At 63.1% G+C, this 15109-nt stretch carries 20 protein-coding genes; 11 read left to right on the forward strand and 9 right to left on the reverse strand.

The genetic code is table 11. From position 1 onward, the window contains the following. Nucleotides 1–166 precede the first annotated feature (166 nt). The 4 genes from AC59GX_RS14515 (at nucleotide 167) to AC59GX_RS14530 (ending at nucleotide 5207) form a co-directional block, all read left to right on the forward strand. Complete coding sequence (locus AC59GX_RS14515; protein WP_426281215.1) at nucleotides 167–673, forward strand: 2Fe-2S iron-sulfur cluster-binding protein; 507 nt, start codon at nucleotides 167–169, stop codon at nucleotides 671–673. Next, nucleotides 670–1656 carry an FAD binding domain-containing protein gene (locus AC59GX_RS14520; protein WP_426281214.1) on the forward strand — a complete coding sequence of 329 codons (987 nt, stop codon included), beginning with the start codon at nucleotides 670–672 and terminating at the stop codon, nucleotides 1654–1656. Before AC59GX_RS14515 ends, AC59GX_RS14520 begins: the two co-directional genes overlap by 4 nt. Continuing rightward, nucleotides 1653–3989 carry a xanthine dehydrogenase family protein molybdopterin-binding subunit gene (locus AC59GX_RS14525; RefSeq protein ID WP_497301968.1) on the forward strand — a complete coding sequence of 779 codons (2337 nt, stop codon included), beginning with the start codon at nucleotides 1653–1655 and terminating at the stop codon, nucleotides 3987–3989. Before AC59GX_RS14520 ends, AC59GX_RS14525 begins: the two co-directional genes overlap by 4 nt. 78 nt (nucleotides 3990–4067) lie before the next feature. Continuing rightward, a complete protein-coding gene (locus tag AC59GX_RS14530; RefSeq protein WP_426281211.1) occupies nucleotides 4068–5207 on the forward strand; it encodes a nucleoside hydrolase in 1140 nt (379 codons plus the stop codon). A 98-nt stretch (nucleotides 5208–5305) separates the two neighbouring features. On the opposite strand, the gene AC59GX_RS14535 is transcribed toward AC59GX_RS14530, so the two are convergent. Then, nucleotides 5306–5863, reverse strand: coding sequence for a hypothetical protein (locus AC59GX_RS14535; protein WP_497301970.1), 558 nt, complete (start codon nucleotides 5861–5863; stop codon nucleotides 5306–5308). An 890-nt stretch (nucleotides 5864–6753) separates the two neighbouring features. Here AC59GX_RS14535 and AC59GX_RS14540 point away from each other — a divergent pair. Then, on the forward strand, nucleotides 6754–6951 hold the full coding sequence (locus AC59GX_RS14540) for a hypothetical protein (protein ID WP_497301972.1): 198 nt from the start codon (nucleotides 6754–6756) through the stop codon (nucleotides 6949–6951). Between the two features lie 112 nt (nucleotides 6952–7063). Here AC59GX_RS14540 and AC59GX_RS14545 read toward each other — a convergent pair whose 3' ends face one another. After that, entirely contained in the window at nucleotides 7064–7318 is a 255-nt protein-coding gene (locus tag AC59GX_RS14545) for a hypothetical protein (RefSeq protein ID WP_426281209.1), read from the reverse strand. A 77-nt stretch (nucleotides 7319–7395) separates the two neighbouring features. Beyond that, the gene (locus tag AC59GX_RS14550; protein WP_426281208.1) at nucleotides 7396–7557 is read right to left on the reverse strand and encodes a hypothetical protein; all 162 of its coding nucleotides are present in this window, start codon (nucleotides 7555–7557) and stop codon (nucleotides 7396–7398) included. A 139-nt stretch (nucleotides 7558–7696) separates the two neighbouring features. Here AC59GX_RS14550 and AC59GX_RS14555 point away from each other — a divergent pair, with 139 nt between their 5' ends. Together AC59GX_RS14555 and AC59GX_RS14560 are read left to right on the forward strand one after the other, a co-directional pair. Beyond that, a complete protein-coding gene (locus tag AC59GX_RS14555) occupies nucleotides 7697–7903 on the forward strand; it encodes a hypothetical protein (protein ID WP_497301974.1) in 207 nt (68 codons plus the stop codon). Nucleotides 7904–8006: 103 nt separating this feature from the next. Next, nucleotides 8007–8231, forward strand: a complete 225-nt coding sequence (locus tag AC59GX_RS14560; protein WP_497301975.1) for a hypothetical protein — start codon at nucleotides 8007–8009, stop codon at nucleotides 8229–8231. Nucleotides 8232–8255: 24 nt separating this feature from the next. Here AC59GX_RS14560 and AC59GX_RS14565 read toward each other — a convergent pair whose 3' ends face one another. Then, the gene (locus AC59GX_RS14565; protein WP_497301977.1) at nucleotides 8256–8693 is read right to left on the reverse strand and encodes a hypothetical protein; all 438 of its coding nucleotides are present in this window, start codon (nucleotides 8691–8693) and stop codon (nucleotides 8256–8258) included. Next, nucleotides 8690–9130, reverse strand: coding sequence for an HIRAN domain-containing protein (locus tag AC59GX_RS14570; protein ID WP_426281203.1), 441 nt, complete (start codon nucleotides 9128–9130; stop codon nucleotides 8690–8692). The genes AC59GX_RS14565 and AC59GX_RS14570 overlap by 4 nt, the downstream gene beginning before the upstream one ends. Nucleotides 9131–9178: 48 nt before the next feature. On the opposite strand from AC59GX_RS14570, the gene AC59GX_RS14575 reads away from it, so the two are divergent. The 4 genes from AC59GX_RS14575 (at nucleotide 9179) to AC59GX_RS14590 (ending at nucleotide 10001) form a co-directional block, all read left to right on the forward strand. Further along, entirely contained in the window at nucleotides 9179–9349 is a 171-nt protein-coding gene (locus AC59GX_RS14575) for a hypothetical protein (protein ID WP_426281202.1), read from the forward strand. A 124-nt stretch (nucleotides 9350–9473) separates the two neighbouring features. Then, complete coding sequence (locus tag AC59GX_RS14580) at nucleotides 9474–9644, forward strand: Flp family type IVb pilin (protein WP_426281201.1); 171 nt, start codon at nucleotides 9474–9476, stop codon at nucleotides 9642–9644. Between the two features lie 40 nt (nucleotides 9645–9684). Beyond that, on the forward strand, nucleotides 9685–9825 hold the full coding sequence (locus AC59GX_RS14585; RefSeq protein WP_426281199.1) for a hypothetical protein: 141 nt from the start codon (nucleotides 9685–9687) through the stop codon (nucleotides 9823–9825). Further along, nucleotides 9825–10001: a hypothetical protein gene (locus tag AC59GX_RS14590; RefSeq protein ID WP_497301979.1), complete on the forward strand. Its 177-nt coding sequence runs from the start codon at nucleotides 9825–9827 to the stop codon at nucleotides 9999–10001. Before AC59GX_RS14585 ends, AC59GX_RS14590 begins: the two co-directional genes overlap by 1 nt. Before the next feature lie 638 nt (nucleotides 10002–10639). Here the strand turns inward: AC59GX_RS14590 and AC59GX_RS14595 are convergent. From AC59GX_RS14595 to AC59GX_RS14610, 4 genes are all read right to left on the reverse strand, one after another. Next, nucleotides 10640–11260: a hypothetical protein gene (locus AC59GX_RS14595; protein WP_426281196.1), complete on the reverse strand. Its 621-nt coding sequence runs from the start codon at nucleotides 11258–11260 to the stop codon at nucleotides 10640–10642. A 223-nt stretch (nucleotides 11261–11483) separates the two neighbouring features. Then, nucleotides 11484–11807, reverse strand: a complete 324-nt coding sequence (locus AC59GX_RS14600; protein ID WP_426281194.1) for a hypothetical protein — start codon at nucleotides 11805–11807, stop codon at nucleotides 11484–11486. Nucleotides 11808–11893: 86 nt separating this feature from the next. Beyond that, nucleotides 11894–12433 carry a hypothetical protein gene (locus AC59GX_RS14605; protein ID WP_426281192.1) on the reverse strand — a complete coding sequence of 180 codons (540 nt, stop codon included), beginning with the start codon at nucleotides 12431–12433 and terminating at the stop codon, nucleotides 11894–11896. Between the two features lie 62 nt (nucleotides 12434–12495). Further along, nucleotides 12496–15108: a hypothetical protein gene (locus AC59GX_RS14610; RefSeq protein ID WP_426281191.1), complete on the reverse strand. Its 2613-nt coding sequence runs from the start codon at nucleotides 15106–15108 to the stop codon at nucleotides 12496–12498. Between the last annotated feature and the right edge of the window lies 1 nt (nucleotide 15109).

A 15109-nucleotide genomic window follows, 5' to 3' on the forward strand; every position in this document is an offset into this window, starting at 1 on the left:
GTGATGCTCGCCGATGCGCGACGCGGCGGCAAGAGGGCATCGATCTATCTTCACGATCGCACCGCCAGGCGCTTGGCAGACCCCGCCGGGCGCGACTATACCGCTCGGTACTGAAATACGGACTCGGCGGTTGCAACGACACCGCCGGCTCAACAGGAGAGTGGCGATGTCGATACTTATCAACGGGTCAGCGGTGGCGCTGCCCGACGATCCCCGTGTCTCGCTGCTCGATCTGTTGCGCGAGGGGCTGCATCTGGCCGGTACCAAGAAGGGCTGCAACCAGGGCGCGTGCGGCGCCTGTACCGTGCTCGTCGATGGCGAGCGGATCGTGTCCTGCCTCGCGCTCGCGGTGCAGTATGACGGGCGCAAGGTAACGACGATTGAGGGGCTGGCCGACGGCGATGCGCTGCATCCGTTGCAGCAGGCGTTCATCGATCACGACGGCTTCCAGTGCGGCTATTGCACGCCCGGCCAGATCTGTTCGGCGGTCGGCATGGCGGCGGAGGCGAAGCGCGGCGTGCCGAGCCATGTCAGCGCCGATCTCACCGCCGACGTGACGCTGACCCGCGAGGAATTGCAGGAGCGGATGAGCGGCAATCTGTGCCGCTGCGGCGCGCACAACGGGATCATCGACGCGATCCGCGAAACCGTGGCAGCGGAGATGGCGGCATGACCCCCTTCACCTATGCACGGGCCGAAGACGCGGCCGACGCGCTCCGGCTCGGGCAGGCGAATGCGACGGCCTATCTCGGCGGCGGCACCAATTTGGTCGACCTGATCCGCGAGACTGTCGCCAAGCCAAGCGCGCTGGTCGACGTGACCGGACTGTCGAACGAGATCGAGGAGACCGAGGGCGGTGGGCTGATGATCGGCGCGGCGGTCCGCAACACCGCGCTGGCCGAGCATCTGGCGGTGCGGACGCGCTATCCGGTACTGTCGCGCGCGATCCTGGCGGGAGCGTCGGCACAGATCCGGAACATGGCGACGGTCGGCGGCAACCTGCTCCAGCGGACCCGGTGCACCTATTTCTACGACACCGACGGATCGCGCTGCAACAAGCGCGCGCCGGGGTCGGGCTGCGACGCGATCGAGGGTTTCACGCGGGGACACGCCATTCTCGGCGCGTCGTCGGCGTGCGTCGCGACGCACCCGTCGGACATGTGCGTGGCGCTCGCTGCACTCGATGCGACCGTACATCTGCACGGGCGGGGTGGGGCACGGACCTTGCCCTTCACCGAGCTTCATCGGCTGCCGGGCGATCATCCCGAGTTCGATACCGTGCTCGAGCCGGGCGAACTCATCACCGCGATCGAACTGCCGCCGCTGAATTTCGCGGCCAACTCGACCTATCGCAAGGTGCGCGACCGGGCGAGTTACGCCTTCGCGCTGGTCTCGATCGCAGCCGCGCTGGAGATCGATGGCGGCGTCATCAAGGACGTACGGATCGCGCTCGGCGGGGTCGCGCACAAGCCGTGGCGCGCGTCGAAGGCTGAGGCGGCCTTGCGAGGCGGCCCCGCGACCGAGGAGGCGTTCCTCGCCGCTGCCGTCGCCGAGATGGCGGACGCCGTGCCGCTGCGCGACAACGGTTTCAAGATCGCACTGACCAAGCGCACCCTCGTCGCCGTCCTTGGCGACCTTGCCGGAGCAGCAGCATGAGCATCGTCGATACGGTCAGGGAAACCGCGCAGGGCCTGGTCCAGGGCGCAATAAGCAAGCTGGTGCCGCTCGCTCCCGACAGCTGGGTTCCGGGCGGCGTGCCCGATCCGCTGATCCGCCAGCAGCACGGGCTGATCGGTACGTCGGTCTCGCGGCTCGATGGCCCGCTCAAGGTGCGCGGTGCGGCAACCTTCGCGGCCGAGTTTCCGCTGGAGAACATGGTCTACGCTGCGCTCGCCTATGCCACGATTCCGCGCGGGCGGATCGCGGCGATCGATACCGCGGCTGCGGAGGCTGCGCCGGGCGTCGTGGTAGTGATGACGCACCTGAACGCGCCCCGGATGAACCCGCCCGCGGTGTTCGGCTCTTCCCCCACAGCGGCGGGACCGGCGGACCTGCCGGTCATGCAGGACGACCGCGTTCACTGGAACGGCCAGCCGATCGCGGTCGTGCTCGCCGAGACGCAGGAGCAGGCCGATCATGCCAAGTCGCTGATCGTCGCGACCTACGCGGCCGAGCCTTCGACGACGTCGCTCGCTGCAGCCAAGGCTGAAGGACCCAAGCAGGGCCTGTTCATGGGCCAGCCGTTGCTCAACGAGATCGGCGACGCGGATGCGATGCTGGCAGCGGCGCCGCACAAGGTCGATCAGGTCTATCGCACGCCGCGTCACAATCACAACGCGATCGAGCCGCATGCCGCGACGATCGCGTGGATCGGCGACGAATTGGTCGTCCACGACGCGACGCAGCTCGTCACCGCAGAGGCGCAGACGATCGCCGACGTGTTCGACTTAAAGGCGGCACAGGTGCGCGTCACATCGCCGTTCGTCGGCGGCGGGTTCGGTGGGAAATGCCTGTGGGATCATCAGATCCTCGGCGCCGCGGCGGCCAAGCTCGCTGGGCGCCCGGTCCGCATCGCTCTGTCGCGCGAGGGCGTGTACCGCGTCGTCGGCGGCCGTACGCTGACCGAGCAGCGGGTCGCGATCGGCGCGGACGCGGATGGTCGCTTCAAGGCGCTGGTCCACACCGGCATCGCCGCGATGACCCCGCACAACAACATGCCCGAACCGTTCATCCTCGGCACGCGCGGCGGCTATGCGGCGGACAGCTTCAAGCTGTCCGTCGAGACGGTCACGATGAACATGCTCGCCAACACCTTCATGCGCGCACCCGGCGAGGCGGTCGGCACGTTCGCACTGGAGTCGGCGATCGACGAGCTGGCGGTCGAACTCGACATGGACCCGATCGCGCTACGCATCCGCAACGAGCCGGACAGGGATCCGACCACGGGCTTGCCATTCTCGTCACGCCACATCGTCCAGGCGTGGCGGAGTGGTGCTGAGCGGTTCGGCTGGAGCGACCGTCGTGCTGAGCCGGGAACACGTCGCGACGGCGAGTGGCTGATCGGCATGGGCTGCGCGACCGGGACCTATCCCTATTACCGTATGCCAGGCGCTGCCGCACGGATCACGCTGAGTCGTGACGGGCATGCCCTTGTCGAGATCGCCGCGCATGAGATGGGCATGGGGACGTCCACGACGACCGCGATGGTCGCCGCCGATCGCCTCGGGCTACCGCTGGACCGGGTGTCGGTCGGCTATGGCGATTCGATCATTCCCGGCGCGATCCTGGCCGGTGGATCGCAGCAGACCGCGGCGATCGGCGCCGCCGTGATCGCCGCGCATCATGCGCTGGTCGCCGAACTGCTGAAGCTCGCGGGCAATGATTCGCCACTCGCAGGCCTGTCGCCCGACGAGGTCGGCAGCGAGGATGGCGGACTGACCAAGCTCGACGATCCGACCCGCCGCGAGAGCTATGTCTCGATCCTCGAACGGGCGCAGCGCGAGAGCGTCGTCGTCAGCGAAGAAGCGTCGCAGCCGCTCGAACTGATGCACTGGTCGATGCATTCGCACAGCGCGCTGTTCTGCGAGGTCCGCGTCAACGCGGTCACCGGCGAGACGCGCGTCAGCCGCTTCCTGGGCGCATTCGATTGCGGGCGTATCCTCAATCCCAAGACCGCGCGCAGCCAGTTCCGCGGCGGGATCGTCATGGGCCTCGGCATGGCACTGATGGAGGAGACGCAGTTCGACGAGCGCAATGGCCGCATCATGAACCCGAGCCTCGCCGAATATCACGTGCCCGTGCACCTCGACGTGCCTGAGATCGACGTGATCTGGACCGACATCGCCGACCCGCACACGCCGATGGGCGCGCACGGCGTGGGCGAGATCGGCATCACCGGCGTTGCCGCGGCGGTGGCGAACGCGATCTACAACGCCACCGGCAAGCGCGTGCGCGACCTGCCGATCACGCTGGACAAGGTGCTGATCTGATCGGAGAGCGTGACCGGTCGGTTCCGCGCGGCCTTTACATGAGGCGACGGGCTAGCCGGTCAGGCAGTGAATTGCGCGATGGCCTTTCGTTTCTTCTCTACGGTCGGCCTCGGTCTGCTGGCTTTCGCGATGCCCGTCGCCATCGCGGCGAAGGGAGCGCCAGCCAAGCGGCTCGTCCTGATCGATGACGATGTCGTCGGTCTGAACGGCGCGCCCGCGTTGCTGCTCCAGGCACCGGGCGTCGAGGTACTGGGGATCACCACGACCAGTGGTTCGGTCTGGCGCGATACCGCTACGGCCTATGCGTTGCGGACCGTCGAAATCCTCGGGCGGACCGACGTACCGGTGGTGCCGGGCGCAACCTATCCGCTGGTGAACAGCGAGGCTGCGACCGAGCGGTGGGAGGGGCTCTACGGGCGGCTCGAGTTCAAGGGACCTTGGACGGAGCCCGCGTCCGCCGGCGCGGGCCAGTCCACCCCCGGGACACCGTCGCCTTCGGTCGTGCCCAGCCTGCCGATCGGCGATCCCGTCACCAAGCCGTCCGGCGAGATCGCCGCCGCGTTCCTCGTCCGCATGGTCCGCGCGCACCCGCACCAGATCACGCTGTTCGCCACCGGTCCGATGACCAACATCGCGCTCGCGCAAAGCCTCGACCCGAGCTTCGCCGCGAACGTGAAGGAACTCGTCTACATGGGCGGCAGCCTCAATCCGCAGCAGTGTCTCGACACGCCCGCCGCCGCAGAGTTCGCGCGCGAGTTCGTCAATACGCCCCGGCGCGAGTTCAACATCCGCTGGGATCCCGAAGCCGCACGGATCATGGCGCACGGCGCGTGGCCGAAGGTGACGATGGTCCCGATCGACCCGTCGACGGGCACGCAGTGGACGCGGGGTTTCCTCGACAGCCTCAAGCCGGCCCGCACGGCGCTCACCGATGCACTACAGACCGGGCTCGAACCGGGGTTTCCGATGTGGGACGAGATCGCGGCGATGGCCTGGCTGGAGCCGGCCATCGTCACGCGCGCCGAGACGCTCTACATCGATTTCGACACGAGCCAGACCGCCGGATACGGCGATACCCTGTCGTGGCACGACGCATACCGCCCACATCTCGGCGAACGCGCGCAGACCGTCGTACTTCGCGTCGACCGTGAGAAGATGGAGGCGGCAATGCGCGCGCTCTACACAAGACCTCTGAAGCGTGAACCGGCATCGCGGTAGCGACGTCGACCCGACAAGGACATTCGCCCCCTAGGGCGTCCCCCGGACGGAACATACGGAACTACCGACGCCCTTCGCCCGATATCCGAGAGCAGGTGTCACTCTTGGGACGCGCGCCACCGACGCACGGCTTCCTCATACGCCTGCTTTTGCCCGCGCAGCGCGTCCTTCGCAGCCTCGATGCTGGAGGACCGAACCTGCTCCAAAGCGCGACGATCCCGCGCAAGCGCAGCCTCGCGTTCGGCGAGATCTTTCTTCTTCCGGTCAAAATCTGCTTGTAACGACGTCAAAGCCTCCTCAGCCGCATCAAGCTCGTCGCGTTTCGGCCGCGGCTTGGGTTTAGCCTGAGGTTTCGCGGCAGGTTTCGGATCGGCATCGGCATCGGCATCGCGCGGCGCGGCAGGCGCCCGCTGTTCGGGCAGCGCCGCAATCTGTTCAGCGGTCGTCCCACGCGAATGCTTCACGACCGTACCAGGGGAGACCAGTGGTTCCGCCATCAACGCGGGATCTGTGACCTGCTCGGCAATGCCCCGCGCGAACAAGTCGCGGTCGCTACCCCACGCCTCCAGTGCCGCCTTCTGACTCGGCGCAGCGACATACGCATCGTAGAAACCCGCTACGGTCCGGTACACCTTCAACTTCTGGACACGCGCCATGCCAACCGATAGCGCGACGCGCCGCTCTGCGGAAGTTGCCTGACGCAGGCCACTCGCCGATGCGACCAATCGGTGCCAGTATCTAGCGCTATAAGAAAATGGTGGACGCACTTGGGCTCGAACCAAGGACCCGCTGATTAAGAGTCAGCCGTTTTTCCAATGTTTTCAATGCCGTCTCCGACATATTCCGCATCCGTACCATGCTACCCTACCGAGGGGTGGCTTCATTTGTCGGAATGGGTTCGGGGTTCCGGAAAGTTGAGCAGCCGCATAAAACAAGCCCGTCAGCGTTGGGTTATTCGCCCACTGGTCAGACGTACCGCACTCGTCTTGCAGCGAATTTCTGGGTTTAGTCCGTCGGCCTTGCCAAGCGCGAATTAGACAACAAGAATGACCTACCAACGACTCGTTGGCATGGGAGTGTGAAGATGATGAACAAGCGTTCAAGTCGGACCGCAGCGGCAATTTTTGCTACCGTTGCGCTAACATCCATCCAAAGTACGGCTGCCACCGCTCAGTACGAGAAGGGATGCCAGTATTATGCCGTTACGACATGCGCCGGCGATAAATGGCAAGGGCTCGGCTACAGCTCGCGTGCTCAATGTTATCAGGTCGAGCGCGCTGTATGTGAGAATGGGGGGCCGATCGATGCCGCTCAATTCAAGGCGGAGCGGACTCTTTCGTTTCCCACAACTCTTTTAGCTAACTAGACGATATCATGAGGCGGGGCGTCTCAGCTGAGGCTGCGGCGCCCAACCGTCCCTTGCTAGGTCAAAATTCTCAGCTGTGCGTTGCGGCGCGGAATATCAGACTAGGCGGCATACTCCGGCCTTTCCTCATCAGGATAGAACGCGGTTGCGATCCCGGCGATCGTAGGACAATCGTTCGTCATGAGCATCACGGTCAATGGCATGGATGTCGTCACATTAGACGATGCAGCAATCATTCGCCTCGTAGCCGAAGCGATACGTCAGACGCGACCGCCCTGGTACGAGCGCGCGCCTTTCTCCTATATATTGGGCGGGGCGGGCGCATTGCTTGTCGGAGTAGGGGGAGACGGCATCGCTCACTACCTGGGATGGTCGTAATTACCCGTAATTAGGCACCCCACTCCGGACCCTCCTCATCAGGATAGAACGCGTGGGGATCGCGGCCGGAAGATGGACTCACCTCGAGCAAATGCCGCCCCGGCCGCCTCAATTACCGTGCTAGTGATGCCTGGTATCGCCTGAACAGGTCGGAAAGCCGGTTGAGGGCGTCGCCTTCGATCTCAGTGACGTTGCCGCGGCCATCACCAAGGTCAATCGGGTCATCGATCGTCACAGAAGCTCGGGTCTTATCCGATGCCGACAGCGCTTTATAAGCAGCAGGAACGGCGTTCAGGGTCGTCTTGATGCCTACGTCACGCGAGGGATCGTGCATCGTGCAGGTCTGGGTCCACGAGAAATCGGACATTCAAGCTCTCCGGGCGATTGATACTTCAGCTTGGCCCGACCCACTGCGCATCGCAATGCTGATCGCAGCGAAGCCAGTTAGGCAGTGCCAGCTAGTTCCGCCTCGAGGGCGTCAGCGGACCGGTCGAGCGCAAGAGCAACCTGCTCAATCGCCTCGCTCAGCACGGTTCCTGTCATGTGCGAGTGAAGGTCACGGTATTCCTGTGCCTGTTGGCGCATCTGCTCCGGTGTCTTGGTCATGCGGCTAAAATAGTTCTGCGACCTTTACGGAACATGACCCGTTGCGATCAGCACCCGCTGTCAAACATACTACGCCGTCTTAACATCATGCGGGACCGTTTCGGGTCGATGACCGTTCCCCGGCAACGGGAGAAACAGAATGTCTGACGTACTGAGACCGAATGAGTTCGAGATCACAGCTTTCGAGGGGAGGGTGCTGGTCGAGGCACCCGGTATCGTCGCCACGCTTGATATCGACGCAGCCTCTTTGTTTTCAGACCGACTGCTTGCGGCGTGCGGGTCAGCACGGTTGCAGCAGCATGCTGCGGTCGGCCAGGCGCCGAACGCAGGGTCCTCCTCACCCTGATGAAAGGTAGGCAATAGGCAAATCGTACGATGGTAGAGCTGACGAGGTTGACAGCGCTTTGTAAGAAAGTTCTCATGTCGCTCTCACGACTCGGGAGATAGTCATGTTCAATAAAGTTCTGACGGCAGCCGCCCTTGCAGCGTTTTGTGCCGTCGGGGTTACCGCGCCCGTTCAAGCACAGGGGAAGAAGCAGGAGTCGCGGGTCGTCTGGTATACGGACGAAAGTTATACTCAGATCTCTGGGCAATCGATCCGGTTCTGTGATGGGACGTTCTTCAAGAACGGCACGCCGACCCTTTACGAAGAAGAGACTTATTACGGCTGCTAACCGCCGAACTCGCGGTCTTCCTCATTACCGAACGTAGATCGTCAGTAGGATCATTATCAAAAGGGGGAGGTAGGGAATCCAAACGAACGGCTTCCAAAACCACTTGAGAAGCGCTCCCGGTCCCCACCCCTCCTGGATCCGTCGGGATTTGAGATGACTTTGGAACGGATGCCTAACTACATCTGTGCCCGCAAAATGAGCTTCCAGGGCGTCGATCCGCGGCCCGTTCGAGTGCTGGAACACCTTCCACTGAGCTTCTAGAACCCACATCGATATGATCAGCAGAGCGAGCCCGACTGCGAAACCCATGCTCGCCTCTGCCTTCGATGCCCATGCGAACATTGCCGCGATGCTGCCTACAGAAGTCCAACCTTTGATCGTCAGGATACGACGGTCAAAGTCGTCCCAGACTGCCGAAAGGTGCAAGTACTCCTTCTGAAGCGCCCGATCTAAATCGCTCATGCTCCCCATTCTGGCCCCTCCTCGTCAGGGTAGAAGGCGTGGGGATCGTACACCGGTCGCTGAGCTGGCCGCATCTGGCGGGGAGGCTGGGGCTTCGGAACATCAGGGACCGGGTCGGGCAGGGTAGGTAACCCGCCTCCGAACCTGATCCTGATATAGGCCCCGCTGCCGTGCATCGCCTGAAAGACCGCGGTCGCGTCGTCTTCCTTCATCCTCTTGCCGATTAGGGGTGCACGCTCGGCGCTGACGTAGCCCAGCTGCGTGCCGCGATCGCTGAAGATGGCAACGGCGTTCGCGTCGAACGGGTTCTTCGGCTCGAGGCGTAGCTCAACGACGTCACCCGGGGCGCAGAGCATGCACTCCATGCGCCTGTTACTCTTCGACTTATCCTCGTTCGGGAAGTCTATGCCGACGATGGAGGTGGTGAGCTCGTCCATGCGCACTACATAGCCCGTCGAGATAATCTGAAAAGGTAGCCCTCCAGTATGAGCATAGTGAGCCAGGATTTTCGCAACCGTGCGGCCGTTGATCGCGCAGCTGCGGAAGAGGAGCCGCTGGCTAAAAAGAAGGCCTCGTTATTGGCGTCAGCTGCGAAGCTAGACGAACTCGCCGAGCATGCTGAGCGTGCCGAACTCCTGAGCAAAGGCCGCTCGTAACGGCCGCGAGGTGGTGAGTTCGTCCATCTCATTCCGTACCAAACCGCTGCGAGGGAGATAGGAGCAATCCGCGCAAATCCGATTTTAACACTTGTCGTCCACTCCCGCCAAGGAAGGAACGAATATGCGCCACTATATCACTGCACTTCTTAGGAACTCCCGCGGGGCCACCGCCATCGAGTACGGCCTAATCGCCGCGCTTATCGCTGTTGCTGCGATCGCTGCAATGCAGGGCTTGGGTAGCAGCCTCAACAAGACGTTCAACAATGCGTCGTCGAACATGAAGGCCGGCTGAGCGGTTGCCCGAATCGGTCGACCGCGCATAGGCTTCGCAAATGGACGAACCGACATCAAAGCCTAGCGAGATGGCAGACGCCGAACTGCTTCGGGCATACCAGCAGACAACGGGGCGGGCGAATGACATGGTCGCCAACGCGTTGCTTGCCAAGATCGCTGGACGCAACCTCGACATATGATGAGCGACCGAGATATATGGGTGAAGGCCGGGGCGATTGTTGCCGAGCATGGCACACTGACCGCGAAGTACATCATCTCGCAGCTGGGCGATGTCATCGACGATAACATGGCTGTAGAAGACTGGCGCCGGATTGCCTCAGCGGTAGACGCGATCGTCGACGCTCCTCTTCAGTAATTACGTACTTGTCTCGGAGTAGGCGCCGGATCGTCTCAGTTGGCGGATGATCCCGTTGAACGAGGCGGTCACGCTCTGGCTTCGTCCTATCTGATTATCCTGCTGCGCGCCCTCCCAGAACATCACGAGAGGCCAGCGCTCAGGGCAGTGTGTCCATAGGCATCGCAGTGCCAAACGCACCGGAACAGTGTCGACGCGACCGTTCGACGTTTCCGCCAGCGTATCCCGCAGGATCTGGACCGCCAAGTCGACTGTGATTCGCGTTTGCCGGTGCATCTGCTTATGGAACGCAACGGGAACAAACTTGCAAGGATTCGATATGGCGGGACGATGCCGGCTCTGTACGAGCAACGACGAAGACGCGGTGATCGAGCACGTCGCGGCGTATATGTGGGAGAGCCGAATGGACCGCGTTGAAGATCGAACCCCATGGGAAGATGCAGGCGCTACCTGGAAAACTGCCTTCCGAGAAATGGCTGTGGCAGCGCGGCAGGCGCTGACGATGCCCTGACGGTAGGCAAAAAAATGGCCGGTGTTACCCGGCCGGAGTTAGATGGGGATGCCTGAAACAGGCTCGATCCCCTTGGCTCGATTAATAAGACAAATCAATTTGAGATTGCGCGTCTACGACCAAAAAGTCAGGCCCAGCCGCCAGCAACGAGCCCTGCCTGGAACGACATAGCGTACCCGGCAACCTTCTCCGCACGATCGATCCCGTTGATGATGCGACGTGCCGAGGTGAACTGCACCGTCGTCGCTGGCCCCTTCGCCGGGAGGTAGCTGGCAAACCGCTTCCCGGTGAACCAGCCCTCCGTCATGCCCAGCACCATGATCTGCGCGGAGATCTCGGTCTCCAGCGCTCGATCATAGTTCGACGTCAGCGCGCCCTTCAGCCCGAGCTCGTCGTCTGCAGTCTCGTAATTGTAGTCGTGGGTTAGCTGGACATCGCCCCGTCCGTAGGCGATCTGCCCTCCATGCTTGCCCGGCTTGCCATACGCCTTGCCTCTGCCGCGGCCGATCTCTGGAATCGGCTGCATCTTAGCGCCGGTTTCATGGAACGAGGTCGCGAGTCCGTACGCGACATAAGCCAGGGGCGAGCCCTGCGCAGCGAACGCGGCCAGCTTCGCCTCAATGCCGTCGACCTGCGCCTTCGTCATCGTCCCGAACAGCGGGCGAAACGACGCGAAGAATTTGTCCGGAGACGCCAGCCCGTGCGCAGGGCGCGCAGGGGCGGTCGCCGGCTTTGATGCCGTCGCCATATATATTCCTTTCGATGTGACCTGATTTGGCCTGCGGGCGTTCAGACCGGTGCCGGGGGTCTCTCCAACGTGTCCCGGTCGGCCCGCCTCGTGTTCTCTTGGCTATCGAGGCGGGCCGTTACCGTCGTGAAGCCGTAACGATGGTGTGCTCGTAACTAGCTGGCCGGTGTAACCCCAACATGCGCTGGTCGGCTCGTTCCTGGATTTCGCCAGGGGCGGGCCGTTACGGCAGCTTGTTGAGCCCTCGCAGGGTCGCAGTCATATCTGCCGGGACCGCAGGCTTGCCCGGTAGCGCAGCATCGAGGGCGTCGATCGCGCTCTGACCGCGCCGCTTGAAGAAGGTGATGATGCCCGCGCCAACCGCGCCAGCACCGCCCCCCGTACCGAGGGCCGCGAACAAATCGACCTGGTGCTCGACGATCCAGACCGCGGTGATGAGCATCGCAAGGCCGGTAACGATGCCGTCGAGGATCCAGCGCTTAGGACCAGGTGCGTCAAGAGTGATGAACAGCCGAACCATGAAGCAGGCGAGTAGCCCAACGATCATAGACCCAGCCGGGAAAGAGTAGCCAAGGACAGACCAGATGACCGGTACCGTTACGCTCGGTACCGCAGCGATAGCCCCCTCTCGCATTACCGCAGTCCGACAGCAGCGGTCGCCATCAGCAGACTCACGACAAGGACTAAAACTGGTCGGCGTAGCTGGGGCCACCTCGACCACATATCGACGGGGAGCGGGGCCTTGCGCAGCTGATGCTCGATCATCGGCTCAGCGAGCATATGCAATCCCATCCAGGTGAACCCGCAGGCGATCGACAGCGGATCGAGCCAGCGCTTCAGTTCTGCGATGCGCTCGATCGTCGCAACATCTCCCGAGCTCCACGACCACAGACTGACCGCTTCGGCACCGCCCCGGCTGGCGATCGCGCATCCGGCAAGGAAGATGATGATCCGGTAAATCGATACCGGGTCGGTGGGATGGTCGATGCTCCTCGCCGCCCATAGGCGACGCGCTTGCCTGCCCGCCATCATGAGGCCGAGGCAAAACGCCGCAGTCATGACGAACAGGTTCCAGGCAAGGAGGCCGGGGTTATCCGCAAGGGACGGGGGAGCCAGCGCGGACGTCGCCCGCATTGCCTCCCCGATGTAGTTGCTTGTGGCTGTCGCGGTCATGCGTCATCCCTTCCCGCGACCCTATGAGTCGCGATGGTGCTGGTGATCAAAATAGGCTGCTATCAAGCGATCGTTGGCGCGGTGGTTTTGTACGGGTGATTGGCGGGCAGCAGGGACCGAAGCCCGTAGATGTCCGCGAGCCACCCATTAAGTAGTTCGACGTTCGCGTCGCCGCTTCCGGTTAGCGTGATGCTCGCCAGATTCACGACGCCAAGACTGTAAAGCGTCATGTCCGACGATCGGTTTGGCGCTCCGCTGGTCGGCGCTACACCCAAGAGTCCAGGTCCGGTTGCCGTCGCCTGATAGACGCGCCCAAGGCTACTTTGGCCGGCGCTGTACGGATTGAACACCGCCCATGCCATGCCGGTGAACCCATAGATGCGACTGTCCGGGAAGCCGCCTTGACGAACGCCATTTACCCAAATGTCCCCGCCGGTGGGCGAGAAGCGCCAGATGACGATCTTTGCCGCGTTGTACGGCACGTTCGAGTAGGTCTCGCCCAGCGTCGCCGTCGCGATCAGAAACGCACCGCCGTTGAAGAACAGGTCGGTGAGCGTGGTGAGGCCGGTACCGGCAACGCCTGCCATGAAGGCCGGTGCGGAGATCGTGCTGGTCAAGCCCTGCTTGCCGTTGATCGGGTTGCCGATCGCGGGGCGATAGGTCGCATTGGTCTGGTAGAACGTCCGCCCCTTGCTGGCCTTGTCGATGACCCGCGAGGCTTTGCCGTCGACCGCGGTGATCGTTTGGGCAGACGCGCCGTCGACCCACAGATCGGTGCGATCGGCGCCGTAGTTGTACGGGGTCCAAGGCTGCGCAGGCGTGGTCTCGGCCGCGACGAGCGGCTGAGACCCGGTGATCAGCCATTCCGCCGTCGTACCGTTCTCGTTGCGGTAGAGCAGCACGTCGTACTTGCTAAAGAGGCCGCCGGTCTGCGTCTTGCCACCAAGCACCACGGCGCCAGCGCGAGGCGCGAAGACGATCGGGCCAGCTGCGTTCATCTGCACGACCGAGAACCGCATGCCGCCCGTCGTGGTCGCCGGTAGCGGGAACGCGATCGGCGCAGATGCATCGATGAAGAACGTCTTGCCGCTGATCGCCGCTTCGACCGTCGGCACGCCGTCATAGTAGCTGCGCGAAGCGGCTCCCCCGGTAACCGCTTCGACGACGCTGACACGGTCGGCGACCGCCTTGGTCGCGTCGCCCAGAACTTTACCCGCCCGTGCATCGAGAACGCCGCCAGTGGTGGTGCGGTCGAGCGCGTTGTAGACGTCGCTCCGGCTGAGTGCGCGCCGCTGGATTGATGCTAGGACCGAAACCGGGTTCGGCTGAAGCGGAGGGAGAACAGTCTCCGACGTCATCTGCGCGGGCGTCAGGGTGCACGACGTGAACGGCCGCCAGTCGTTCGTCACGATCTTCATGCGGCCCATCATCGCGGCATTATTGTTCGCTAGCGGCTGATCATTTCCAGCCGTGAGATTGAGCCAGTAATCCGCGCCGCCCGATGCGACGTAGTTCGCCTGATCGCGATCATCCGGCCCATCCGGATCATCAAGGATTAGGCGAGCCTCAAACGAGGAATAGACCGCCGCGATATCGCCGACCGGGATCAGGCGCCGTTCCCGAGTGTATGCGTGGAAGCTGTAGCCCTGCACCATACGAACCGAAACACCGCCGTCGGGCTCGAAGCGCTGATCGAGCGCGATGCCGGCATTGCTCGAAAAGTCTTCGACGTAGCCCGCGCCCGTCGGATCTGTCTCGATGACAAGATTCTCCCAAGTCTGCGTGCTAGCCAACTTTACCCACAGCTGGAGATTGCGGACATGGATGCGCGTGTTGCGATCATTCCACGGTCGGTCGCGGTTAAAGAACCCCTGCAACCAAGGGATGCCCGCCGTATAGTTCGCCGGTGGGTTCGTGCCGTACACGTTGAGCGGGTTCAGGGCCCAATCCTGATACTCGCCGGTCGCGTGATCTTTGATCGCGCCATTGGGTACACCCTCCGATGCGACACCGCCCGACGCCTTCAGCGACGTCATGTCGTAGCGCACGATGTCGAGCGTGATGTTCGTCTTCTTCACCGTGAGGAAGTCGATCGCGCGACGCCCGCGGCGATCGATGGGAAGCAAGTCCGCAGCTGCTGGCGCACCGATATTGCCCCGGGCCACGCTCCGCTCGCTATCGGTAAAGGTCTGCGGCGCATCGATCCTGATACGGCGATCGAGCGCAAAGCCGGTCAGCGCCGAAAGGCCGCCGACGCCCTGGTCAACCGCGGCCTTACCCGACTGCGGCGTCAGCGCGACGTCGTTCCGCGTACCTGCTCGCGCATCATCCAGCGTCGATGCTGGAACGTTTAGCCGGAGCAACTCCCCGATCGCGCCTTGCGCGTGCAGCAATCCTTCGCCGCTGACGACGGACGACTCAAGAGCGTCGGTTACTCCATCGAGCGCGATCCGGCGCAACCGCGCCATGCATGGGGCGTAAATCGTCTGTCCGCTGGCATTGACGACCGGATAATAACCGAGGTCTCCGGTCTTGCCCCCGACGGAGTTAAAACTTGCCGGGTCATCCACCGTGCCAGCGAGCAGCATCGTCTGACCGTTCGACCACTCTTCATAGGTCGCAAATAGGGCGGCGTTCTGCGCCAACAGTGCGGCCAGCTGATCGTCTATTGCCATA

Source organism: Sphingomonas sp. 320_CC (genome assembly GCF_059691795.1).